The organism is Mesorhizobium sp. B3-2-1 (assembly GCF_006439515.1).
Classification (GTDB): domain Bacteria; phylum Pseudomonadota; class Alphaproteobacteria; order Rhizobiales; family Rhizobiaceae; genus Mesorhizobium.
On record NZ_VFTI01000014.1, the window covers coordinates 122357 to 145085 of the forward strand.

Below are 22729 nucleotides of genomic sequence, written 5' to 3' on the forward strand. Positions count from 1 at the left end.
GACCGGCGCGGTGACAACCACAGGCGGAAATCGCAAGTCTCTTCCGAAGCGTCGCATCCCGCGACGTCAGCTTTGGGAGGAAGACACATGAACAAGGTTGAATTTTCACGCTCGGTCAAGGCGCCCTTCGACAAGCGCTATGGCAATTTCATCGGCGGCAAATGGGCCGAGCCGCGGTCCGGCCGCTACTTCGAGAACTTTTCGCCGGTGAACGGTCAACTGCTGTGCGAGGTGGCACGTTCGGATGCCCAGGACATCGACGCGGCCCTTGACGCGGCGCATGCCGCCAAGGACGCCTGGGCGCGCACCAGCGTGGCCGAGCGCTCGCTCATCCTCAACCGCATCGCCGACCGCATGGAGGAAAACCTCGATCTCCTCGCTTGCGCCGAATCCTGGGACAACGGCAAGCCGATCCGCGAAACGACCGCGGCCGACCTGCCTCTGGCCATCGATCATTTCCGCTATTTCGCCGGCGCAGTGCGTGGCCAGGAAGGCAGCCTCTCCCAGATCGACGACGACACCGTCGCCTACCATTTCCATGAGCCGCTCGGCGTGGTCGGCCAGATCATCCCCTGGAACTTTCCGCTGCTGATGGCGTGCTGGAAGCTTGCTCCCGCACTTGCCGCCGGCAACTGCGTGGTGCTGAAGCCTGCCGAGCAGACGCCCGCCGCCATCATGCTGTGGGCCGATCTCATCGGCGATCTGCTGCCGCCGGGCGTGCTCAACATCGTCAACGGCTTTGGCCTCGAGGCCGGCAAGCCGCTGGCTTCCTCGCCGCGCATTGCCAAGATTGCCTTTACCGGCGAGACCACGACGGGCCGGCTGATCATGCAATATGCCAGCCAGAACCTCATTCCCGTCACGCTGGAACTGGGTGGCAAATCGCCAAACATCTTCTTCAAGGACGTGGTCGCCGAGGACGACGATTTCTTCGACAAGGCAATCGAAGGCTTCGTCATGTTCGCACTGAATCAGGGCGAGGTTTGCACCTGCCCAAGCCGCGCGCTCATCCATGAATCGATCTACGACACCTTCATGGAACGCGCCCTGAAACGCGTCGAGGCGATCGTGCAGGGCGACCCGCTCGATCCGGCAACGATGATCGGGGCACAGGCCTCATCCGAGCAGTTGGAAAAGATCCTGTCCTACATCGACATCGGCCGCCAGGAAGGCGCCGAGGTGCTGACCGGCGGCGCGCGCAATCTTCTGCCCGGAGATCTGGCGGGTGGCTACTATGTCCAGCCCACGGTATTCAAGGGCCACAACAAGATGCGCATCTTCCAGGAGGAGATCTTCGGACCCGTGGTCTCGGTCACGACCTTCAAGGACGACGACGAAGCGCTGTCGATTGCTAACGACACGCTCTACGGCCTTGGCGCCGGCATCTGGACACGCGACGGCAACCGGGCTTACCGCTTCGGCCGGGCAATCCAGGCTGGCCGCGTCTGGACCAATTGCTACCATGCTTATCCCGCTCATGCCGCCTTCGGCGGCTATAAGCAGTCCGGCATCGGCCGCGAGACGCACAAGATGATGCTCGACCACTACCAGCAGACCAAGAACATGCTGGTCAGCTACAGCCCGAAGAAGCTCGGCTTCTTCTGATCATCGGTTTGGCTTACGGGCGCGGCTCCGCACAGTGCCGCGCCTCCAACTGGAAATCGAAAATTCATGCATGCGAAGGTCACGGCGACCCCGGCAGCGCTTGGACTGATCGCGGAGATCGTTGCCGAGCACGGTCCAGTGCTGTTCCATCAGTCCGGCGGCTGCTGTGATGGCTCTTCGCCGATGTGCTATCCGTTGGCCGGCTTCATCGTCAGTGACCATGATGTGCTGCTTGGTCACATCGGTGACACGCCCTTCTACATCGGGGCCTCGCAATTCGAGGCCTGGAAGCACACCGATCTCATCATCGACGTTGTGCCTGGTCGTGGCGGCATGTTCTCGCTCGACAATGGGCGGGAAAAGCGATTCCTGACCCGCTCAACCATTTGCGCTGTTCGGATCGGGATGTAACCGTTCCCATCCGACTGCAGCCGATGGTCAGACCGCTACGGAATGCCTCGCCTTGCCGGCTTCGAAATATCTGTCGAACTTCGCCGCGACGTTCCTGACAAAGGGGCGGCTTTCCACAGGCACGACGAAGTGATCGCCGTCAAGTTCCAGCATCCGCGCAGGATCAAGAAGGGCGGTGGAACTCGCTTTGCAAAGAAGTCTTCGGCCGGCTTCGCCAAAGCGTTCAACCAAGTCGATTGCCGAGAAGCCGAAATAGCACATCAGCCGTTCGATGATCCAGCCGCGAGCGCGGTCGTCGTCGGAAAGTGCGACACCGCGCACTGACGCCAGTCCGCCATTGGTGACCATGCGTTCATACTCCGTGGTTGACGGCATGTTCTGTGCATAGCCTTGCCGGTACTGGCTGATGGACGACGGACCGAGGCCGATCAGGGTTTCGCAGCGATCCTCGGTGTAGCCCTGGAAGTTGCGATGCAACGTCCCTGACCGCGCGGCCAGCGCCAGCGCATCGCCTGGTTTTGCGAAATGGTCGAGCCCGATTGCTTCGTATCCCTGGTCCAGGATGGCGCGCGCTGCCAGTTGCGATTGGGCGAACCGTTCCTCCGGGCCTGGCAACCAGGCGTCATCGATCATTGTCTGGTGTTTCTTGAACCACGGCACGTGGGCGTAACCAAAAAGAGCGATCCGGTCTGGCTCCAGCGACAGCGCCTGCACGACCGTGGACAGGACACTCTGCCTGGTCTGGTGCGGCAGGCCGTAGAGCAGATCCAGGTTGACGGACTCGACGCCGCGCGAACGAACGCCATCGACGACCGCTTTGGTCTGCAAAAAGGTCTGCTCGCGATTGATTGCCTTCTGCACTTTCGGATCGAAATCCTGGACGCCGAGGCTCGCTCTCGTCATGCCGATTTCGGCAAGTGCGTCGAGGCGGGCTTCGTCCATGTCGTTGGGTTCGATTTCGACACTGATCTTGGCGCCGGCAAGAGAGGTGAACCTGTCGCGCAAGACTTCCGCCAGTGCGACTATATCCTGCGGCTTGAGCATGGTTGGCGAACCGCCACCGAAATGGACGGCACGAACGTGACCTTTGCCTGCGACAAGACCGGCAACGGTCGCGATCTCGGCATGCAGTGAGCGCAGATATTTGGCCACCGGCTCGTAGTGGCGTGTCTGCTTTGTGTGGCACGCACAGAACCAGCAAAGCTTGTCACAGTAAGGGATGTGCAAATAGAGCGAGATCTCTTCGTCATCACCGAGCGCCTGCAGCCAGCTGCGACAGACGGCAGCGTCAACAGCTGGATGAAAATGCGGGGCCGTCGGATAGCTGGTGTAACGCGGCACGTTCTCACCAAGTCTGGCAACTAAATCTGGCCGCATTTCGCGATGTGCTCCGCGCTGTGTCCGACGATACTGGGCACAAGGGGCGACAAGCACCTTGATCTCGGTCAATGCTCATCGGTTACGGACAAACTGCCGCAAGGTTTTTTCCAGGGTCGATGCTATACCCCTACAGCAGCTTTCGTTCCTCGGAAGACCACGATGACAGTGCGTCAGGATGTACACAGCGCCGGCATTCCCGTGCTTTGCCAATCGTGCGAAGCGCGGCACCATGGCATTTGCGGCGCGCTCGATCCCGAACAGTTGGTGGGTCTCGCCAAGACCTCGTCGAAGCAAACGATTGAACCGGGCGTGGAACTGATTGGCGACGCAGAGACGGTCGACAGTTACTCGAACGTGCTCTCCGGCGTGGTCAAGCTCACGAAGAGCCTTTCGGACGGGCGCCAGCAGATCGTCGGGCTTCAATTTGCTCCCGATTTTCTGGGCCGGCCCTTCAAGGCCGAAAGCGCGATCAACGCCGAAGCAGCAACAGCAGTCTCTTTGTGCTCGTTTCCAAAGGCCGCCATTGAACGGATGATGAGGGAATCGCCAGGACTGGAGCATCGTCTGTTTAAGCAGACGCTGAATGAACTCGATGACGCACGCGATTGGATGGTGACGCTGGGCCGCAAGAGTGCGTCGGAAAAGGTGGCAAGCTTTCTTCTGATGATCGCCAGAAACATCGACCCCGCGCTTGACCCGGCCGCCCAGTCGACACGTTTCGATCTGCCGTTGACCCGCGCCGACATCGCCGATTTCCTCGGCCTGACTATCGAAACCGTCAGCCGCCAGCTGACCAGACTAAGATCGGATGGCGTGATCCGCATCGAGAACAATCGGCATATTATCGTCGATAGCTTGAACCGGCTGCAGCGCCGCTCCGGCGCTTAGGATCGATCGACGATCCCGATCATCGGCAAGACGTGCTCCCGCTCAAAGGCGATATGCCGGCGCAAGCCTTCGAAGAAGCCGCGCAGCATGAAGCCAACGGCCTCCACATTGTCGATCGACTTGCCGTGGCCGATCCCCAACAGAATCTCGGTCACCTCGCCGGCAAAGGATTCGTCCTCGACGTGTTCGGCGCGCAATCGCCGGACTGAATCAATGTCCGCACCGCTTCTGGCCAAAGCGTTCTCATAGGCTGGAAAGATGACCGTCTCTTCGTATCGATGACTGTCGCGCAACAGCGGGACGATTGTGTTTGCCGCACTTAGGCATGCCAAAAGATCCACCTTGGGCAGGCAGTCCGCGATCCGTTCCAAGGCGTCGCAGAGCTGCAATTTTTCAAGATGCGCACGTCTCATCACCGCAGCTGAGGCCGCTTTTGTGCCGGATCGAATCGCCGGCATCGAATTGGTGCCGCTTGTTTGCAGCGGGAACGATCCGCCTCGTGTCTGCGAGCTCAACGGCAGCCTCCCGGTCGTTTGCAGGACCAAGGCTGCCCAATCCAAAAGCAAATGACTTTGACATGGATCAAGGCGGCAACGGAGCGACTGCGGAATTGGTGTCCATGCGGAGCGGATTGACGTCCGCACATCGGAATCCGAGGTCGGGGATATGTCATGAAGTTCGGCACACAAATCTTCGCGTTGAGCCTTTTTACATTCGCGGCTTTGGTGGCTGCCGGCTTCGGCGTCGACGAGCCATTCCGGCAACATATGTGGGTGCTGTTTTTCGTCCTACTCGGCTTCATCGCCATTCTGCTGCGCAACACGAGCTTCGAGGCCGCCGCCCCAATCGACCCATCCGCATACATGGACGGTCCGATCCGCTACGGCGCCATCGCCACTATGTTCTGGGGTGTCGTCGGCATGCTGGTCGGCGTGGTCATCGCGCTGCAGCTTGCCTACCCCGATCTCAACATCCAGCCCTGGTTCAATTTCGGCCGCTTGCGGCCAGTGCATACGTCGGGCGTCGTCTTCGCCTTTGCCGGCAACGCATTGCTTTGCACGTCATTGTACGTCGTGCAGCGCACCTGCCGGGCGCGCCTGTTCGGCGGCGATCTCGCTTGGTTCGTCTTCTGGGGATACCAGCTTTTCATCGTCATGGCCGCGACCGGCTACCTGCTCGGCATTACCGAGAGCCGCGAATACGCCGAACCTGAATGGTATGTCGACATCTGGCTGACCATCGTCTGGGTCGCCTATCTCATCCTGTTCCTTGGCACGATCCTGAAGCGCAAGGAACCGCACATCTATGTCGCCAACTGGTTCTACCTCTCCTTCATCGTGACCATCGCGATACTGCATGTGGTCAACAACCTGTCGATGCCCGCTTCCTTCCTCGGATCCAAGAGCTACTCCGCTTTTTCTGGAGTCCAGGACGCCCTGACGCAATGGTGGTACGGACACAACGCCGTCGGCTTCTTCCTCACTGCCGGTTTTCTCGGCATGATGTATTATTTCGTTCCCAAGCAGGCGAACCGGCCGGTCTATTCCTATCGGCTGTCGATCATCCATTTCTGGGCGCTCATCTTCCTCTACATCTGGGCCGGACCGCACCACCTGCACTACACCGCCCTGCCCGACTGGGCGCAGACGCTGGGCATGGTGTTCTCGATCATGTTGTGGATGCCCTCATGGGGCGGCATGATCAACGGCCTGATGACGTTGTCAGGCGCCTGGGACAAGCTACGCACCGATCCGATCATCCGCATGATGGTGATGGCCATCGCCTTCTACGGCATGTCGACCTTCGAAGGTCCGATGATGTCGATCAAGACGGTCAACTCGCTGTCGCACTATACCGATTGGACCATCGGGCACGTCCATTCGGGTGCGCTCGGCTGGGTCGGCATGATCTCGTTCGGCGCGATCTACTACATGGTGCCCAAGCTCTGGAACCGCGAGCGGCTCTACTCGCTGAGGCTCGTCACCTGGCACTTCTGGCTGGCGACACTCGGGATCGTCGTCTACGCGGCGGTCATGTGGGTGTCCGGCATCATGCAGGGCCTGATGTGGCGCGAATACGACGAGCAGGGCTTCCTGGTCTACTCCTTCGCCGAAACGGTCGCAGCCATGCACCCCTACTATGTCATGCGGGCCATGGGGGGCGCGATGTTTCTCTCGGGTGCCCTGATCATGGCGTGGAACATCGCGATGACCATCCTCGGCCGCCAGCGTGAGGAGCAACCGATGCCGGGCTCTGTACCCGCCCTTCAGCCTGCACAGTAAGGAGCCAGAAATGGGCTTGATGGATAGACACGCGATCATCGAGAAGAACGCCACGCTTCTTCTCGTTGGCTCTCTTCTGGTGGTGACCGTCGGCGGCATTGTCGAGATCGCTCCGCTCTTCTATCTCGACAACACGATCGAGAAGGTGGAAGGCATGCGCCCTTACTCGCCGCTCGAACTTGTCGGGCGCAACATCTATGTGCGCGAGGGCTGCTACCTCTGCCACAGCCAGATGATCAGGCCGTTCCGCGACGAAGTCGAGCGCTACGGCCACTACAGCCTGGCTGCTGAATCCATGTACGATCATCCCTTCCAGTGGGGATCGAAGCGCACCGGACCGGATCTCGCCCGGGTCGGTGACCGTTACTCGAATGCCTGGCATGTTGCGCATCTCTCGGCTCCACGTTCGGTGGTGCCGGAATCGATTATGCCCAGCTACGCATTCCTGAAAGACGTGCCGATCGAGGTGAAAGACTTCTCGACGCACCTCGTCGCCAACCGGCGTGTCGGCGTCCCCTACGATGATGACATGATCGCGCACGCCAACGCCGATCTGATGGCGCAGGCTGATCCCAACGCCGACACATCCGGGCTGGAGGCGCGCTATCCCAAAGCCAAGGTCGGCGACTTCGACGGCAATCCGCGACAGGTCACCGAAATGGATGCCCTCGTGGCCTATCTGCAGATGCTCGGCACGCTGGTCGATTTCAAGAACTACGACGAAGCCGCCGGTTACCGCTAAGGAGTTTTATCCGTGGATTACAATCTAATGCGGGAATTTGCTGACAGCTGGGGTTTGGTCGCCATGGCGCTTTTCTTTGTCGGGGCAATTGTCTTTGCGCTGCGCCCTGGCAGCCGCAAGCTGGCCGACGAGGCTGCCCGGATTCCTCTTGAGGACGAGTGATCATGAGCGACGAGCACATCGATGAAATCTCTGGCGTCTCAACCACGGGCCACGAATGGGACGGCATCAGGGAGCTGAACAATCCGCTTCCGCGCTGGTGGGTCATAACCTTCTACGTGACCATCGTCTGGGCGATCGGCTACACGGTCGCCTATCCGGCATGGCCACTGCTGCACTCCGCGACAACCGGGGCGCTCGGCTATTCGAGCCGCAAGGACGTCAAGAACGAGCTGGCGGCGGCGGACCTGGCGAAGGGCAAATATGTCGCGGCTGTTGAATCGAAAACAGTCTCGGAGATCACCGCGGACGATGCCTTGCGCGAATTCGCGGTCGCCGCTGGCGGCGCCGCGTTCAAGGTCAATTGCACGCAGTGCCACGGCTCTGGTGCTCAGGGGTCCGCCGGCTTTCCCAACCTCAATGACGACGACTGGCTGTGGGGTGGCAAGGCAGAGCAGATCCAGCAGACGATCATGCACGGCATCCGCTTTGCGACCGATGCGGAAACGCGTCTGTCGGAAATGCCAGCCTTTGGCGACATCATCACTGCCGACCAGATTGCACAGGTCAGTGCCTACGTCGCCAGCCTGTCCGGTAAGGTCCACGATGCAAGTCTGATCCAGCCTGGCGCCAAGGTCTTCGCCGACAACTGCGTTGCCTGTCATGGTGACAACGCGAAAGGCAACAAGGAGTTCGGCGCCCCCGACCTGACCGACGCGATCTGGCTTTATGGCTCAGGCGAGACGGCAATCGCCGACCAGGTTCGCGCACCCAAGCAGGGCGTCATGCCAGCCTGGGGCTCGCGCCTGGGCGAGACCAAGGTCAAGGAACTGGCGGTTTACGTGCATTCGCTCGGCGGTGGAGAATAGGAAGCGAGGACTATTCTCCGGCCCTCACCGCTCGAGTGACGAGGCCCGGCTTTGCCGGGCCTCGATTTCTTTCTGCCATGACGAGATTGACTTGCATCAACGCGGAGCGATCCCCCCGGCGGCATTCTTGCCAAGCGCAATCAAAATCACAGTCTGCGCGCAAGTGGAGATCCTGGTGCTGGACAATACGCAGGTAGAACGGCTGGAAGCCGAAGCGGTCAATTCCGCCAAGACCCGTCAGCCCCTTTATGCCGCGCGAAAGAAGATCTTTCCCAAACGCGCTGCGGGGAAATTCCGCCGCTTCAAATGGCTGGTGATGGCGATCACGCTTGGGATCTACTACCTGACGCCATGGCTGCGTTGGGACCGCGGCCCGTTTGCGCCCGTCCAGGCGGTGCTGCTCGATGTCGCCAACCGGCGGTTCTACCTCTTTTTCATCGAGATCTGGCCACAGGAATTCTTTTACGTGGCTGGCCTCCTGGTCATGGCGGGCGTCGGTCTTTTCCTGATCACGTCGACTGTCGGACGTGCCTGGTGCGGCTATACATGCCCGCAGACCGTCTGGGTCGATCTGTTCCTGGTCGTCGAGCGCGCGATAGAGGGCGACCGCAACGCTCGCATGAAGCTCGATGCGGGACCCTGGACCGCGCGCAAGCTGATGCTGCGGGTATCGAAGCACGTGATCTGGCTGGTCATCGGCGCGGCGACAGGCGGCGCCTGGATTTTCTATTTCGCCGATGCACCGACGCTGCTCGGCGAGCTTTTCACCGGCACTGCCGCGCCTGTCGCCTACATCACCGTCGCCGTCCTGACGGCAACCACCTACACGTTCGGCGGCCTGATGCGTGAGCAGGTCTGCACCTATATGTGCCCATGGCCGCGCATCCAGGCGGCCATGCTCGACGAAAATTCTCTCACCGTCACCTACAACGACTGGCGCGGCGAACCGCGTTCGCGTCACGCCAAGAAAATGCTGGCCGCAGGCCAGCCCGTAGGCGACTGCGTCGACTGCAACGCCTGCGTCGCGGTCTGCCCGATGGGGATCGACATTCGCGATGGCCAGCAGCTCGAATGCATCACCTGCGCGCTTTGCATCGACGCCTGCGACGGTGTCATGGACAAGCTCGGCAAGGAGCGCGGGCTGATCGCCTATGCTACGCTGTCCGACTACAACGCCAACATGATGCTGGCGACCGCAGGCGGCTCCGGCCCGGTCAGTCCACCGCTGGTCAGGACTGCTGGCGGCGCCTTCTCCGATCAGGTAGCGCATTTTCACGTCCGCAAGATCTTTCGACCGCGCACCTACGTCTACATGGGTTTTTGGTCGTTGATCGGCCTTGGCCTGCTCTATTCGTTGCTGACGCGTGACCGGCTGGAACTGAACGTATTGCATGACCGCAATCCCCAGTTCGTCACGTTGTCCGACGGGTCCATCCGCAATGGCTACACGGTCAAGCTGCTCAACATGATCCCGGAGCCGAGAACGATCGTCGTCAGCATGCGGGGGCTTGAAGGCGCCGACATGACTGTCGTTGGCGACGACATCCCGGCGGGCCGCTCTTTCGCCGTTCCGGTCGAGCCCGACCGCCTGAAAATGCTGAAGGTCTTTGTTCGCCAGCCGGCGGACCAGATCCGCGCCCCGGCGCAGACCTTCACGTTCCGCGTCGAGGACAAGGCCAGCCTCGAGTCCAATGAATACACCGCCACCTTCAACGCGCCGGAGGCCGCCAGATGACTGCCAATGCTCAGAAATCTCGCGAATTCACCGGCCGGCACATGCTGGCCATCATCCTCGCCTTCTTCGGAGTGGTGATCGCGGTCAACCTGACCATGGCGACGCTTGCCAACACCAGTTGGACCGGCCTCGTCGTCGAGAACACCTACGTTGCAAGCCAGCAATTCAACAAGCAGGCGCGGGAGGGCCGCGCCCAAGCGGCACTCGGCTGGACAGGTAAGCTTACCATCGCGTGGGGAGAAGTCCGCTACAGCCTCTCCGACGCAGCCGGCAAGCCGGTTCCTTTGCACGGCGTAAAGATGCTGTTTCGTCATCCCGCGTACGAGAAAGAGGACAAGTCAGTCACGCTCGCCCTCGCTTCAGGCGAGGAATTCGCCGCCCGGCACACGCCGAAAGACGGCGTCTGGATTGTCGAAGTCGATGCCGATGCCGGTCTGGACAAACCCTACCGCGACGTCCGCAGGGTCGTGATTTCCCATGGGGCGCTGCAATGAGCTGTTGTGCGCCGGGCGCTGAAATGGGGCTGGACATGGGCAGCGACCAATCTGTCCTGCCATCCAGCCAGGAAATCAGGCTGGCGAGCCGATCGCTTGACGATGGCCATCGCCAGACCGATCTTTCGGTGCCGAGCGTTCATTGCGCAGCTTGCATCCAGACGATCGAGACGGCGTTAGCGAAGCTCGACCGCGTCGAGAGCGCCCGCGTCAACCTGTCGACGAAACGGGTCTCGGTCCGATGGCGTGGAGATGAAGTTCCACCGTTTGTCGCCGCGCTTGGGCGGCTCGGCTACCAGGCGCATCTCTTCGCCCCCGAGATCGACGAGAAGGACAAGACGCTTTCGGAATTGATCCGCGCCGTCGCGGTCGCCGGGTTTGCGGCGGGAAACATCATGTTGCTCTCGGTGTCGGTCTGGTCGGGTGCCGAAGGGGCTACCCGCGACCTGTTTCACTGGGTCTCGGCGCTGATCGCCATTCCGGCGCTCGCCTTCGCCGGCGGAATCTTCTTCCGGTCGGCCTGGAATGCACTGCGCCACGGCCGCGTGAACATGGACGTTCCGATCGCGGTCGGTGTTTCACTCGCCTATGCCCTGAGCCTCTATGAGACGATCAACCATGGCGACCACGCCTATTTCGACGCCTCGGTATCACTGCTGTTCTTCCTTTTGATCGGCCGCACGCTCGATCACGTGATGCGGGAACGTGCCCGCACGGCAGTAAAAGGCCTGTCGCAGCTGGCCGCGCGTGGCGCCATGGTGGTTCGCGGCAACGGCGCGCGCGACTATTTGCCAGTCGGCGAGATCGAACCGGGCATGCGGTTGTTGATCGCAGCCGGCGAGAGAATCCCCGTCGACGGCAAGATCATCCAGGGAGCGTCGGATCTCGACTGCTCGCTGGCTTCAGGCGAAAGCACGCCGAAAAACGTGGCACCAGGCGAAACCGTGCAGGCCGGCGTGCTCAATCTTACCGGCCCGCTGACCATCGAAGCGATTGCCGCCGCAAAGGATTCGTTCCTGGCGGAGATGGTGCGGCTGATGGAGGCCGCCGAAGGCGGTCGCGCCCGCTATCGCCGCATCGCCGACCGCGTTTCGGCGCTCTACGCGCCCGTTGTTCATCTCACCTCTTTGGCGACATTCCTGGGCTGGATGGCGGCGACCGGCGACTGGCACCGGGCCATGACGATCGCTATCGCTGTTCTCATCATCACGTGCCCCTGCGCGCTTGGCCTGGCCGTTCCGATCGTTCAGGTGGTCGCCGCACGGCGCCTGTTCGAGAACGGCATCATGGTCAAGGACGGCTCGGCCACGGAGCGCCTGGCGACAATCGACACGGCGGTATTCGACAAGACCGGTACGCTCACGCTTGGCCAGCCCGGGCTCGTCAACGCGGCCTCGATCGATCCAGCCATGCTTGCCATCGCAGCCGACCTGGCCGCGCATTCGCGTCATCCATTTTCAAAAGCCATTGCTGGCTTTGCCGTTGGCGGCAGCCAGCACAGATTCGATGCAGTGACGGAACACCCAGGTTTAGGGATCGAAGCCACCGACGCCGGAACCATCTGGCGGCTGGGTCGACGCGGATGGGCCGGCTGGAAGGCTCGAACCGGCGGCGAAGGCAAACACGGGTACGGTGGAACGGTTCTGACAAAAAACGGGATGATTGTCGCATCCTTCGCTTTCGAGGATGTGCTGCGCGCCGATGCTACACCGGCCATCGATCAATTGCGCGGTGCCGGGGTGTCGGTCGAAATGCTGTCGGGCGACACCGCGGCTGCCTGCGCCGAGGTTGCGAAGGTGCTTGGTGTCGATGACTTTGTTGCCTGCCTGCTGCCGTCCGGCAAGGTCGAACGCATCGAGACGCTGGCGAAAGACGGACAGAGGGTTCTGATGGTTGGCGACGGCCTCAATGACACGCCGGCACTGCGCGCTGCGCATGTCTCGATGGCACCGGCGACCGCCGCCGATATTGGTCGCAACGCTGCGGACTTCGTCTTCCTGCGCGAGAGCCTTCTGGCCGTCCCGCTGGCGTTGGACGTCTCGCGCCAGGCAGGACGCCTGATCCGGCAGAACATCGTCGTCGCGATCGTCTACAATGCGGTCGCCGTACCGATAGCGATCCTCGGGCACGTTACGCCCCTGATCGCGGCGATCGCCATGTCCGCCTCATCGCTGCTTGTCGTTGGCAATGCGCTACGCCTGCGATCGTCGCAGCCGTTTTCACCGGCCAAGGAAGTTCGCCGCAACAGGGTGTCCAACTTCGACAAACTGGTCCGATCGTCATGACCACTCTCACCTACCTCATACCCGTCGCTCTGTTCCTTGGAGCGCTTGGCCTTGGGGGCTTCCTTTGGGCATTGAAGAGTGGCCAGTACGAAGATCTCGACGGAGCCGCTGAGCGAATCCTGATCGATCTGGAAGAAAAAAGCGACCACTGATATTCAGAAAGCCGCTGGTGGCAGCGCATCGTCGCAGAAAAACGCGACACCAAACCTTCGCACTTCCAATCGCGCCCTACAAAACCTCTGCATCCCGAGCCGTTGTTCCTGCGATTGACAACACAGTTTGCGCCAGCGCAAAGAAGGCTGGCGTCAGGTCAGGTACCTTCTGCTCGTCCGCAACGGTCGAGAGACAGGAGATTGACATGATTACACGACGCGAAGCCCTCTTTGGAGCAGCTATTGGCGCTGCCGCCGTTGCGGCACTGCCCGCATTGTCCGCCACGGTTACAAAGGCAGAGATTCGCGGACTGCCGCGTGAAAAGATCACGCTCGTGGCACCGCCTTTTGTTCATCCGCACGATCAGGTCGCCAAGCACGGGCCGAAGATCGTCGAGTTCACCATGAAGATCGAGGAGAAGCCTCTCGTCATCGATGCCGACGGCACGAAGCTCAATGCGATGACCTACAACGGCTCGATCCCCGGCCCGCTGATGGTCGTGCATCAGGACGACTATGTCGAACTGACGCTCATCAATCCCGATACCAACTCGCTTGCCCACAACATCGATTTCCACGCCGCTACCGGCGCGCTGGGTGGCGGCGGCCTGACCTTGATCAATCCCGGCGAACAGGTGACCCTACGCTTCAAGGCGACGCGGACGGGAACGTTTGTCTATCACTGCGCCCCCGGCGGCGCGATGATCCCCTGGCATGTCGTTTCCGGCATGAACGGTGCCATCATGGTGCTGCCGCGCGACGGGCTCAGGAACGACAAGGGCCAACCGGTCAAGTACGACAAGGTCTTCTACATCGGCGAGAGTGACTTCTACATTCCGCGCGACGAGGAGGGCAACTTCAAGAGCTACGAATCCGCCGGCGACGGCTACGACGACATCGTCAAGGTCATGCGCGGGCTGATTCCGACGCATGTGGTGTTCAATGGCAAGGTAGGATCCCTGACCGGCGACAACGCCATGAAGTCCAAGGTCGGCGAAACGGTGCTGATCGTCCATTCCCAGGCCAACCGCGATACGCGGCCGCACCTGATCGGCGGTCATGGCGATTACGTCTGGGAACAGGGCAAATTCGCCAACCCGCCGGCCAAGGATCTGGAGACGTGGTTCATCCGTGGCGGCTCCGCCGGCTCGGCGCTCTATACTTTCCTGCAGCCTGGCGTTTACGCCTACGTCAATCACAATCTGATCGAGGCCGTCGAACTCGGAGCGACCGCTCACTTCAAGGTCGAGGGCGAGTGGAATGACGACCTGATGACACAGGTCGAAGCGCCCAAACCCATCGCCACCAACTGAACGCCACTCCAGTTTGCCCGGACAGCGACCCTGTCCGGGCATGGACAAAAGACATGTCGGCTTTCATCCTGAAGCTCGTGCCGATCGCCATGGTGGCCGTGGCCGCGGCTGTGCCGGTAGGACTCTCAATAAAGGCTGCCGGTGGTCATAGGCAGTCCCGCGCCATTGCCATGACGGTCAGCCTGCCCCCCGGTTCGATCAGATATCCGATGCCGGGAGAGTTCCTGAGGGATGGACGCCCGCAAGCCAATCCCAAGGTCGAGCGGCAATTCGACGGTCCGCTCGAGATCATGGCCTATCAGGTCAGTGCGACCGACTACGCGGATTGTGTGTCGGCCGGCAACTGCCGGCCGGCGGAGGAGACCCGCTCAGTCCCGCGTGACGCACCCGCTACCGGCGTGAGCTACCTCGACGCCGTTGCCTACGCCCGATGGTATTCTGAGGAGACCGGCAGCCAATGGAGGCTGCCATCCGACGAAGAGTGGGCCCTTGCCGCAGCCGAGCGGTTCGCGGGAGAATTCGAGGGTGTCGAAAACGATGCCAACAACCCCGCCAGGCATTGGCTGACCAGCTATCAGGCGGAGGTCGAACTCAATCGCAAACCGGACCCGTTGCCCAGGAGTCGCGGCTCCTTCGGAGTGAATTCGCGCGGGCTTGCCGACTTTTCCGGCAACGTCTGGGAGTGGACTTCGACGTGCTATGTCCGCACGACGCTCGCCAAAGACGGCAGCGGCGTTGCGAGCTCGGTCGACAATTGTGGGGTCCACGTCCTGGAAGGCCTGCATAGAGCCTATATGTCGAATTTCATCAGCGACGGGAAAAGCGGAGGTTGCGCCGTTGGCTTGCCTCCCGACAATCTGGGGTTCAGGCTGGTGCGAAACCACGCTGGCTGGGCGAGCGATCTGCTGTCTCATTTGGGTATACTCTGACGAGCAAGCGCCATCAGAGTATGGCGACACAATCCGCCTTGAGGACGACAAGCGCTGGACTTGCCGAGCAAATTGAGGTCGCCCCCTCTGGGTCGCCAGGTCCGCCTCGGACTTACAGCATGTCGCGGCGAACAGGATTCGCCCGACCTGCTGTAAGTTTCTGATTTTATGCATGTCGTTATCCCGGAACCGAAGAGGCACACGACTGGCGCCACGATCCTCTTGCAAACATCGTTACCGGCGCTTCGCCGTCGTCAAGGCCACTCCATGGGTCAGGAGAAAGCCGGCGTATGCCATAGCCCACGCAACACCCGCGACTTCAACGATCCCGTCATAAGGGACAAAGGCCGCAACAATGCGTAACGACGCCGCAATCAAAATCGCTGCGAAGATAATGATCGTTTGTCGTCCAGCCCGCAGTAGCCGGCCGGTATGGCCAAGCGTAGCGCGGGCCATCACTGCGATCGTCATCGACCCGACCGCACCGGCGCCGAACGCATGCAGCCCGGCGGCGACCGGGATTGCAGGCAAAAAGATCGATGCCGAAATCAGGGAGAATCCCAAGGGCACCAAGGCGTATGCAAGGTGAAGGATGAGAACGAGGGGATCTCGCAACGTGCGATCGCCAGCCCACCGCGACAGACGCCATGCCTGGCCAATGGCGGCGGCCCCAAGGAGCAGCCCTGAGACGCCATTGTTGGGGGCGAACGTCCAGGCCCCCAGACCAATGGCAGAGATAAAGATGGATCCGATGTCAAATCGGTCGAATGGCGCCGGCAGCCTGCCGGGATTTTCGCGCACGAGCCAGTTGCGTGTGAAGCTCGGAATAATTCGCCCGCCGATCAAGGAGATGAGCAGGATCGCGGCAGCCATGCCGAGCCTTCGGCTGATGTCCGACATTCCCAGGACATGAGCCTCGATGTGGAACGCGCCGTTCGCGGACGCCAGCACGACGAGCGGCGGCAGCACCTTGAGGTTTCGCCAGTTGCGTCCCGCGACGATTTCGCGTGCGGCCGCGGCAGCCACTGCAAGCAAGAATGAGCCATCGATCACAGCTGCTGCTTCCCAGCCAATATCTGCCGAGAAGAAGACAGCGGCGCGGCCGGCAAGCCACAGGACAACCAGCGCCAGCAGCGGCAGGCCCTGCACGGGCAGCCGGCCGGTCCAGTTGGGGATCGCCGTCAAAAGGAACCCGGTCACGATCGCCGGCAGATAGCCGAACAGCATCTCATGTATATGCCAGTCGACCGGAACGAACAGGCTGTGGGTTTGAAGTTCCCCCGCATAGATCGGCAGCCAGAGCAGAATGGAGAGCGCGGCATAAAGCGAGCCGAGGAAGAAAAAGGGTCTGAACCCATAGGACAGAAAGGCGGGGCCGGAGTAGCGCCGCAGACGTGGAATAGCCATGACTTGTATCCTGAAATGAAAGGCCGGGTGGACCGCCGCCCTCGGTCCGTCCGGCTCGTGCCCGCTCACTTGTGGCAGGCAAGCTATCTCATGCCGGTCAGTTGGCCGGAATCTGGGTGAACAGATCCGCGAATACCGTCTTTGCCTTGCCAGGATGCTTGACCGCTTTCGCGGTATCGAGATTGACCGGCTTGCCGACGACGATCAGTGCGACCATGCCCATGCCATAGTGCGGCGCGCATTTGACGCCATAGACGCCCTCCTTGGTCAGCGTAACGGTGATTTCTTCGCTCGGTTTCCCCTTGAACGGCTCGGCGCCGTCCGGAATCATGTCCTTGATCGACTCGGCATCGTGCGTCTTGTCGGTCGGCACGAACTTCACGGTGTCGCCGGGTGCGGCCTTGACGAAGGCCGGCTGGAAAACCATGGCGCCCTTTTCGCCCTTGTTGAGCATTTGCACCACATGCTCTTCCGCGCTTGCGCCGCCGGCGAGCGCGAGAAGGGAGATTGCGGCGGCGAGGATGGTGCGTTTCATCGATTTGTCCTTTGTCTCATGTTCGCGGCATTGCGCCGTTCAATGTCATTTAGCCTGATGCCCCTGCGAACAATTTGCGCTGGCGCAAACTCGCGATAAGAATGGTTGCCGCGCGCTGGCGCGGTGTCTTGGGGTCGTGAGGAAACACATTTTGGTTGCGCTCGACCGATCGCTGATATCGCAGCTGCCGCTCTTCCAAGGGATGACTGCGGAAGAACAAAGCGAAATCCTGCGAAGCGCACGGTCGTCACGCTATGCCAAGGAATCCGCGATCTTCGAGCAGGAAACGGAAGCCCATTCGTTTTTTGTGCTGATCTCTGGTCATATCCGCGTCGTCCGCAGCACGCCGGATGGACAACAGGTCATTGCCAGGTACATCAGCGAAGGCGAAATCTTTGGTGTCGCCGCGGCGCTCGGCCGAACGGCCTATCCCGCCAGCGCCCTCGCGGCCGTCGACTGCGTGGTGCTGGCGTGGCCCAACGCTCTGTGGGCGGAGATGGCGCGACGATTCCCGATATTTGGGGCAACCACCTACAGAACCGTCGGCACCCGACTGCAGGAGACCCAGACGCGGGTGGTGGAGATGTCCACCGAACAGGTCGAGCAAAGGGTCGCGCATGCCTTGTTGCGGTTGGCAAACCAGACCGGCCGAAAGACCGAAAGCGGTATCGAAATCGACTTCCCGATTTCAAGGCAGGACATCGCGGAGATGACAGGCACGACGCTGCACACAGTCAGCCGGCTGCTCAGCAGGTGGGAAGACATCGGAATAATCGTCAGCGGCCGCCAGAAAGTCACGGTCAAGGATGCGCATCGCCTTGTGGTTCTCGCAGAGAACCCGGGCAAGCACTGACGTTACCGTTCGCCCCGGATAGTCGCTTCCAGATCGGCAAGGAAACGCGCCTCGTCCACGCAGTGCTCATGGCACGCCTCGGCCACGGTGTGAAACGTGCCGATCGGACAGCCGACACAAAGCATCCTGTAGCCCATCAGCACTGCCACGCTTGCCGGCCATTTCCTCATGATTTCGTCAACCACCATATCGGGAGTGATGGAGCTGGGTTCCTTCACGACGCAGTCCTCCGCGATTTGCGACGCCCTCGTCCTACATCGCGCTCAGGACCGCTTCGTTGCGATTTCGCAACTTTATTGGCCAAGCGCTGAGACTTCTTGAGGCAGTAGGACTCGCAGGCATCGGAGCGGATAAAGGTTACCGCACCGTCAGATGGCAGTACCAACGATCGCACCGATGCCTGCGGTCAGCGCCATTGCCGCCGCGCCCCAAAAGGTGACGCGAACCGTTGCTTTCAGCACATTGGCGCCGCCGGCTTTGGCCCCGATGGCGCCCAGAACCGCCAGGAACAGGAGTGAGGCAACAGACACCGTTGCGGCAAGCCACACGGCCGGCGAAACAAGCACCATCGCCAAAGGCATGGCCGCGCCAACCGAAAATGCTGCCGCCGAGGTCAGCGCGGCCTGGATCGGTCTGGCCGTGGTGATTTCGGAAATGCCGAGTTCGTCGCGAGCGTGGGCGCCGAGCGCATCCTTCGCCATCAATTGGTGGGCGACCTGCAAGGCAAGGCTCGGCTCGACGCCTCGTCTCACATAGATCTCCGCAAGTTCCTGCAGCTCGAAATCTGGCTGTGTCGCCAGTTCCCCTTTCTCACGCGCAAGGTCGGCATGTTCGGTGTCGGACTGCGAACTGACCGAGACATACTCGCCTGCCGCCATCGACATCGCTCCGGCGACCAGTCCGGCGACGCCGGCAACCAGAACGTTGGAGGCCGCGGCATTGGCTGCCGCCACGCCAACGATGAGGCTGGCCGTCGAGACAATGCCGTCATTGGCGCCGAGCACGGCGGCGCGCAGCCAGCCGACGCGGGATACAAGATGGTTTTCACTGTGAAGGCGGCTCATGACGTCACCTCAGGCGTCGTCCAGCCGGTCGCAGCATCCTGACGAGCACGTCCGATTTCATGAGGAAATGCTGCCACGAGGCTCCCACCGCATGGAGGCCGACGACGACGATGATCACCGGCTTGGCGAGTTCGTGAATCTCACCCATCGCTCGAAAGCTGAAATACCAGGCCAGCGCCCCAGTGATAGGCATCCCGAAAATGAAGAGATACAGCAGGAAATGGGCAGCTGCGGCGCCGGCTGCCGGCTCGGCAGCGCGCGAGAACGCCCGGTAAGCCGGCTTGATGTCCTCACCTATCACAAGCTGGACGACGATCAGCACCGCGATGGTCCAATGCAGCAGTATCTGGGGTCCGGTGTATCCGGCCGGCTCGTTGGCAACACGCATCGGCAGCTACCTCGCTAAAAGAGACCCTTCCTACCTCGCTGCTTATGCGACAATCTTGATCTAGGACAAATCTTCTCGCCATCCCGTTGAGCTTTCCACCTGCCGCGACTCGATCTTGGCTGACAGCCAGTTGTCAGCTTGGTCGTGCGATAGTGCATCCGAGGCGAACCGGATGGATCGCCACTGCAAAGGTTCAATGTGGAAACATAATTTCGATGAAGAAGTTTGCGCTGTCGCTTTTCGTGGTCGCTGCCTCCGGCGCCTATGTCTGGGATCAGGCCGGAAGGCATCCGGCAAACGATATGCTCGGCGAGGCGCTGCCGGCCGACGCAGCCGAAGCGCCTTCCGTGCAGCCAAAAGAGCCCCGATCCGCTGCGGCTTTGCCGGTGCTTCGCACTTCGCCGGCACCCCTCGATCTCCGGTTTGGAACAAGGTTGCCGATCTCCGGGGAAACGACAGCTGGCATAGGAGCGCCTGCCGAACGGCCAAATGATCCAGTCAAGCGGACAGTGGTTCCGGTGGCACCACACCCGTCGCCAACGCCAGTGGCACCGTCTGTCGCCGATCCTGCATCGCCAACGCCTTCCTTCGCCGTTACGCCCGCCGTCTACATACCAGTCCCGCAGCCGAGGCCGGCATATCGGGATGCACCAGCACGGGTCGTCCGGGTAGACATGAAGCTCGCCGCAAAGGGCTATGCCGATGGCGTCTACACCGGCCCCACGGCCGATGCCTATTACGGCATCATCCAGATTCAGGCCGTCGTGCAGAACGGACAGCTCACGGCGCTGAAAGTGCTGAAATATCCATCCGACCGCCGCACCTCCGTGAATATCAACAGGCAGGCGCTGCCCATGCTGCGCGACGAAGCGATCAGCGCCCAGAGCGCCAATGTCGATATTATTTCGGGTGCGACGCTAACCAGCAGGGCTTTCATCCAGTCCCTGCGCGGCGCGCTGAAGAAAGCGTCGTCGTAAGCCCATGCGCGACACGCGAATTTTGATGGGCATGCCGATCACGGTCGACATCGGTGGCACTTCGGCCGGTGAGCTGGTCGATACGGTCTTCGGCTATTTCGAGCATATCGACCGGCGCTTCAGCACGTACCGGGCCGACAGCGAGATCGCGGCCATCAACCGCGGCGACGTTCCGGTCGTCGACTGGAGCAGCGAGATGATGGAAGTGCTGGCCATTGCCAAGCAGACGAAAAATGAGACGGACGGATACTTCGATATTTGCAAGCCCGACGGTTCGCTCGACCCTTCCGGCATCGTCAAGGGCTGGGCCATCCGCAATGCGGCCGGGATTGTTCAACGGGCCGGCGTCAGTGATTTCTTCATCGAGGCCGGCGGCGATATCCAGTCCTGCGGCAAGAATGCATTGGGCCATGACTGGAGCGTCGGCATCCGCAATCCCTTCAATGCGGACGAGATCGTAAAGATCGTCTATCCCCGCGGTCGCGGTGTCGCAACCTCCGGCACCTATGTCCGCGGTCAGCATATCTACAATCCGCATGGAATTGGCAGTCCGATCCAGGACATCGTCAGCCTGACCGTGATCGGCGCCGATGTGCTCGAAGCCGATCGTTTCGCCACCGCGGCCTTCGCCATGGGGCGGGACGGCATTCTCTTCATCGAGCAGACGCCTGGCCTGGAGGGCTATCTCGTCGACGCCAATGGCCGCGCCACGCCGACAACCGGGTTCGGAGCCTTTTGCCTGCCATGATCAAGACCATCGACCGATTTCTCGACCACCTGACCATGTACAGGCTGGTCCTCTACTATCTGATGGCGCTGGTCGGCGCAGCGTTCGTGCTCGGCTTCGTCAAGCTGGTGCCACATGATCCGATTGCGCTTGCCTTTACGACAGCGCTTGCGCTAGCCGCCTGCTGGATCACCAACAAGGTCTTTGCGCATGTCTTCGCAGTCCCGGCCAACAACGAGTCCGTCTACATCACCGCACTCATCCTGGCACTCATCCTCGATCCGGTAGCGATTACGGACATAAAGGGGATTGCGGCGGTGGCATTCGCAGCCGTCTGGGCGATTTCATCCAAATTCATTCTCGCCATCGGCCGGAAGCACCTTTTCAACCCGGCTGCGCTGGGCGTGGCGCTGTCCGCGATGCTGCTCGACCAGCCGGCCAGCTGGTGGGTTGGTGGCAATCTGCCATTGCTTCCACTCGTGCTCGTCGGCGGCATGCTTGTTGTCCGCAAACTGCGCCGGCTTGACCTCGTCTCGACCTTCGTTGTCGTGGCGCTGGCGACCATTCTGGCAACCACGGACCCATCGCAATACTGGACCGCGCTTGCTGAGACACTGGGTTCGTCGCCTTTGCTGTTCTTTGCCTTCGTGATGCTGACCGAGCCGCTGACCGCACCGACGATGCTTTGGCCGCGTATCGCCTTTGCCGCCATCGTCGGCTTTCTGTTTGCTCCCAACATCCATATCGGTTCGTTCTATTTCACGCCGGAACTGGCGTTGCTTGCCGGCAACCTGTTTGCCTATGCGGCTGGCCCCAAGGGACGCCTGGTGCTGACCTTGGAACGCATCGAGCGATCGGCCGTCGACAGCTTTGACTTCGTTTTCCGGTCGCCAAGCAAGCTCGCCTTCGAGGCCGGCCAGTATCTCGAATGGACGCTTGGTCTCGATCGCGCCGACAATCGCGGCAACCGCCGCTATTTCACGGTCGCTTCGGCGCCGACGGAGGAAACGGTTCGTCTCGGCGTCAAGTTCTATCCGCAATCAAGTGCCTTCAAGCGCGAGTTGATGACCATGAAGCCAGGCAGCACGATTCACGCCGCGCAACTGGCCGGCAACTTTACGCTGCCCGCCCGGCGTGAAACCAAGATCGCTTTCCTGGCCGGAGGCATCGGCATCACCCCGTTCCGCTCAATGCTGCAATATCTCATCGACCGTCAGGAGCGGCGACCGATCGTCATGCTCTACGGAACCGAAGGCCAGCAGGACATCGCTTATCGCGACGTGCTTGACGCGGCCAGGCAGGAACTTGGTATCAAGACGATCCACGCTGTGGCGCACGGTGGCGAGCGCGGGCAATATCCCGGATATATCGACGAGCGCCTGATACGTCTGGCCATACCCGACTACCTTGAGCGCACTTTCTACATTTCCGGCCCGCAGGCGATGGTCAAGGCGCTGCGCCAGAAGCTGTTGGCCATGGGTGTTCGCCGCTCGAAGATAAAGGTCGACTATTTCCCGGGTTTTGCCTGAAGGAC

Annotated in this window: 24 protein-coding genes; 17 read left to right on the forward strand and 7 right to left on the reverse strand. The window is 61.1% G+C overall.

The annotated features are described in order from the left end of the window. Positions 1–87 precede the first annotated feature (87 nt). Together adh and FJW08_RS16485 are read left to right on the forward strand one after the other, a co-directional pair. Entirely contained in the window at positions 88–1605 is a 1518-nt protein-coding gene (gene adh, locus FJW08_RS16480) for an aldehyde dehydrogenase (RefSeq protein WP_140811479.1), read from the forward strand. 66 nt (positions 1606–1671) lie between these two features. Beyond that, a complete protein-coding gene (locus tag FJW08_RS16485) occupies positions 1672–2016 on the forward strand; it encodes a DUF779 domain-containing protein (RefSeq protein WP_140811480.1) in 345 nt (114 codons plus the stop codon). 27 nt (positions 2017–2043) lie between these two features. On the opposite strand, the gene hemN is transcribed toward FJW08_RS16485, so the two are convergent. Then, the gene (hemN, locus tag FJW08_RS16490; protein WP_140811481.1) at positions 2044–3393 is read right to left on the reverse strand and encodes an oxygen-independent coproporphyrinogen III oxidase; all 1350 of its coding nucleotides are present in this window, start codon (positions 3391–3393) and stop codon (positions 2044–2046) included. A 162-nt stretch (positions 3394–3555) separates the two neighbouring features. Here hemN and FJW08_RS16495 point away from each other — a divergent pair, with 162 nt between their 5' ends. Further along, on the forward strand, positions 3556–4284 hold the full coding sequence (locus FJW08_RS16495) for a Crp/Fnr family transcriptional regulator (protein WP_140811482.1): 729 nt from the start codon (positions 3556–3558) through the stop codon (positions 4282–4284). Here FJW08_RS16495 and FJW08_RS16500 read toward each other — a convergent pair. Further along, positions 4281–4799 carry a hemerythrin domain-containing protein gene (locus tag FJW08_RS16500; protein ID WP_321575740.1) on the reverse strand — a complete coding sequence of 173 codons (519 nt, stop codon included), beginning with the start codon at positions 4797–4799 and terminating at the stop codon, positions 4281–4283. The two genes, FJW08_RS16495 and FJW08_RS16500, sit on opposite strands and share 4 nt — an antisense overlap. Before the next feature lie 156 nt (positions 4800–4955). On the opposite strand from FJW08_RS16500, the gene ccoN reads away from it, so the two are divergent. The 10 genes from ccoN to FJW08_RS16550 all read left to right on the forward strand — a co-directional run bounded on the left by ccoN (position 4956) and on the right by FJW08_RS16550 (position 15244). Next, the gene (gene ccoN, locus FJW08_RS16505) at positions 4956–6566 is read left to right on the forward strand and encodes a cytochrome-c oxidase, cbb3-type subunit I (RefSeq protein ID WP_140760888.1); all 1611 of its coding nucleotides are present in this window, start codon (positions 4956–4958) and stop codon (positions 6564–6566) included. Positions 6567–6576: 10 nt separating this feature from the next. Continuing rightward, entirely contained in the window at positions 6577–7308 is a 732-nt protein-coding gene (gene ccoO / locus FJW08_RS16510) for a cytochrome-c oxidase, cbb3-type subunit II (protein WP_140760890.1), read from the forward strand. 12 nt (positions 7309–7320) lie between these two features. Next, positions 7321–7470 (forward strand): cbb3-type cytochrome c oxidase subunit 3, encoded by a 150-nt coding sequence (locus FJW08_RS16515; protein WP_140522798.1) that lies wholly within the window; start codon positions 7321–7323, stop codon positions 7468–7470. A 2-nt stretch (positions 7471–7472) separates the two neighbouring features. Next, positions 7473–8336, forward strand: coding sequence for a cytochrome-c oxidase, cbb3-type subunit III (ccoP, locus tag FJW08_RS16520; protein ID WP_140811483.1), 864 nt, complete (start codon positions 7473–7475; stop codon positions 8334–8336). 175 nt (positions 8337–8511) lie between these two features. Further along, on the forward strand, positions 8512–10071 hold the full coding sequence (ccoG, locus tag FJW08_RS16525) for a cytochrome c oxidase accessory protein CcoG (protein ID WP_140811485.1): 1560 nt from the start codon (positions 8512–8514) through the stop codon (positions 10069–10071). Next, entirely contained in the window at positions 10068–10565 is a 498-nt protein-coding gene (locus FJW08_RS16530; RefSeq protein ID WP_140811486.1) for a FixH family protein, read from the forward strand. Before ccoG ends, FJW08_RS16530 begins: the two co-directional genes overlap by 4 nt. After that, on the forward strand, positions 10562–12850 hold the full coding sequence (locus FJW08_RS16535) for a cation-translocating P-type ATPase (RefSeq protein ID WP_140811487.1): 2289 nt from the start codon (positions 10562–10564) through the stop codon (positions 12848–12850). The genes FJW08_RS16530 and FJW08_RS16535 overlap by 4 nt, the downstream gene beginning before the upstream one ends. Then, positions 12847–13002: a cbb3-type cytochrome oxidase assembly protein CcoS gene (gene ccoS / locus FJW08_RS16540; RefSeq protein WP_140811488.1), complete on the forward strand. Its 156-nt coding sequence runs from the start codon at positions 12847–12849 to the stop codon at positions 13000–13002. The genes FJW08_RS16535 and ccoS overlap by 4 nt, the downstream gene beginning before the upstream one ends. A gap of 206 nt (positions 13003–13208) precedes the next feature. Next, entirely contained in the window at positions 13209–14315 is a 1107-nt protein-coding gene (nirK, locus tag FJW08_RS16545; RefSeq protein WP_140811489.1) for a copper-containing nitrite reductase, read from the forward strand. A 53-nt stretch (positions 14316–14368) separates the two neighbouring features. After that, entirely contained in the window at positions 14369–15244 is an 876-nt protein-coding gene (locus FJW08_RS16550; RefSeq protein WP_140811490.1) for an SUMF1/EgtB/PvdO family nonheme iron enzyme, read from the forward strand. 234 nt (positions 15245–15478) lie between these two features. Here FJW08_RS16550 and FJW08_RS16555 read toward each other — a convergent pair whose 3' ends face one another. Beyond that, positions 15479–16651, reverse strand: a complete 1173-nt coding sequence (locus FJW08_RS16555) for an NnrS family protein (protein WP_140811492.1) — start codon at positions 16649–16651, stop codon at positions 15479–15481. 97 nt (positions 16652–16748) lie between these two features. Next, positions 16749–17186: a pseudoazurin gene (locus FJW08_RS16560; RefSeq protein WP_140811493.1), complete on the reverse strand. Its 438-nt coding sequence runs from the start codon at positions 17184–17186 to the stop codon at positions 16749–16751. A 151-nt stretch (positions 17187–17337) separates the two neighbouring features. On the opposite strand from FJW08_RS16560, the gene FJW08_RS16565 reads away from it, so the two are divergent. Further along, the gene (locus FJW08_RS16565) at positions 17338–18039 is read left to right on the forward strand and encodes a Crp/Fnr family transcriptional regulator (protein WP_140811494.1); all 702 of its coding nucleotides are present in this window, start codon (positions 17338–17340) and stop codon (positions 18037–18039) included. A 2-nt stretch (positions 18040–18041) separates the two neighbouring features. Here FJW08_RS16565 and FJW08_RS16570 read toward each other — a convergent pair whose 3' ends face one another. From FJW08_RS16570 to FJW08_RS16580, 3 genes are all read right to left on the reverse strand, one after another. Then, positions 18042–18257: a DUF1858 domain-containing protein gene (locus tag FJW08_RS16570; protein ID WP_140760915.1), complete on the reverse strand. Its 216-nt coding sequence runs from the start codon at positions 18255–18257 to the stop codon at positions 18042–18044. A gap of 150 nt (positions 18258–18407) precedes the next feature. Beyond that, a complete protein-coding gene (locus tag FJW08_RS16575; protein WP_140811495.1) occupies positions 18408–19103 on the reverse strand; it encodes a VIT family protein in 696 nt (231 codons plus the stop codon). Between the two features lie 4 nt (positions 19104–19107). Then, entirely contained in the window at positions 19108–19425 is a 318-nt protein-coding gene (locus FJW08_RS16580) for a cytochrome b/b6 domain-containing protein (RefSeq protein ID WP_246682387.1), read from the reverse strand. A 740-nt stretch (positions 19426–20165) separates the two neighbouring features. On the opposite strand from FJW08_RS16580, the gene FJW08_RS32945 reads away from it, so the two are divergent. From FJW08_RS32945 to FJW08_RS16595, 3 genes are read left to right on the forward strand one after another with little or no spacing between them, the layout of a single operon-like run. Further along, the gene (locus FJW08_RS32945) at positions 20166–20468 is read left to right on the forward strand and encodes an FMN-binding protein (protein ID WP_224597077.1); all 303 of its coding nucleotides are present in this window, start codon (positions 20166–20168) and stop codon (positions 20466–20468) included. A 25-nt stretch (positions 20469–20493) separates the two neighbouring features. After that, positions 20494–21216: an FAD:protein FMN transferase gene (locus FJW08_RS16590; RefSeq protein ID WP_246682389.1), complete on the forward strand. Its 723-nt coding sequence runs from the start codon at positions 20494–20496 to the stop codon at positions 21214–21216. Continuing rightward, positions 21213–22724 carry a hypothetical protein gene (locus FJW08_RS16595; protein ID WP_140760926.1) on the forward strand — a complete coding sequence of 504 codons (1512 nt, stop codon included), beginning with the start codon at positions 21213–21215 and terminating at the stop codon, positions 22722–22724. The genes FJW08_RS16590 and FJW08_RS16595 overlap by 4 nt, the downstream gene beginning before the upstream one ends. Positions 22725–22729: the final 5 nt, after the last annotated feature.

Excerpts from the sequence above, each read along its gene's own strand:
- adh (WP_140811479.1), top strand. The coding sequence starts at position 88 with ATGAACAAGGTTGAATTTTCACGCTCGGTCAAGGCGCCCTTCGACAAG.
- FJW08_RS16485 (WP_140811480.1), top strand. The coding sequence starts at position 1,672 with ATGCATGCGAAGGTCACGGCGACCCCGGCAGCGCTTGGACTGATCGCG.
- hemN (WP_140811481.1), bottom strand. The coding sequence starts at position 3,393 with ATGCGGCCAGATTTAGTTGCCAGACTTGGTGAGAACGTGCCGCGTTAC.
- FJW08_RS16495 (WP_140811482.1), top strand. The coding sequence starts at position 3,556 with ATGACAGTGCGTCAGGATGTACACAGCGCCGGCATTCCCGTGCTTTGC.
- ccoN (WP_140760888.1), top strand. The coding sequence starts at position 4,956 with ATGAAGTTCGGCACACAAATCTTCGCGTTGAGCCTTTTTACATTCGCG.
- ccoO (WP_140760890.1), top strand. The coding sequence starts at position 6,577 with ATGGGCTTGATGGATAGACACGCGATCATCGAGAAGAACGCCACGCTT.
- ccoP (WP_140811483.1), top strand. The coding sequence starts at position 7,473 with ATGAGCGACGAGCACATCGATGAAATCTCTGGCGTCTCAACCACGGGC.
- FJW08_RS16530 (WP_140811486.1), top strand. The coding sequence starts at position 10,068 with ATGACTGCCAATGCTCAGAAATCTCGCGAATTCACCGGCCGGCACATG.
- FJW08_RS16535 (WP_140811487.1), top strand. The coding sequence starts at position 10,562 with ATGAGCTGTTGTGCGCCGGGCGCTGAAATGGGGCTGGACATGGGCAGC.
- ccoS (WP_140811488.1), top strand. The coding sequence starts at position 12,847 with ATGACCACTCTCACCTACCTCATACCCGTCGCTCTGTTCCTTGGAGCG.
- nirK (WP_140811489.1), top strand. The coding sequence starts at position 13,209 with ATGATTACACGACGCGAAGCCCTCTTTGGAGCAGCTATTGGCGCTGCC.
- FJW08_RS16550 (WP_140811490.1), top strand. The coding sequence starts at position 14,369 with ATGTCGGCTTTCATCCTGAAGCTCGTGCCGATCGCCATGGTGGCCGTG.
- FJW08_RS16555 (WP_140811492.1), bottom strand. The coding sequence starts at position 16,651 with ATGGCTATTCCACGTCTGCGGCGCTACTCCGGCCCCGCCTTTCTGTCC.
- FJW08_RS16560 (WP_140811493.1), bottom strand. The coding sequence starts at position 17,186 with ATGAAACGCACCATCCTCGCCGCCGCAATCTCCCTTCTCGCGCTCGCC.
- FJW08_RS16575 (WP_140811495.1), bottom strand. The coding sequence starts at position 19,103 with ATGAGCCGCCTTCACAGTGAAAACCATCTTGTATCCCGCGTCGGCTGG.
- FJW08_RS32945 (WP_224597077.1), top strand. The coding sequence starts at position 20,166 with ATGAAGCTCGCCGCAAAGGGCTATGCCGATGGCGTCTACACCGGCCCC.
- FJW08_RS16590 (WP_246682389.1), top strand. The coding sequence starts at position 20,494 with ATGGGCATGCCGATCACGGTCGACATCGGTGGCACTTCGGCCGGTGAG.
- FJW08_RS16595 (WP_140760926.1), top strand. The coding sequence starts at position 21,213 with ATGATCAAGACCATCGACCGATTTCTCGACCACCTGACCATGTACAGG.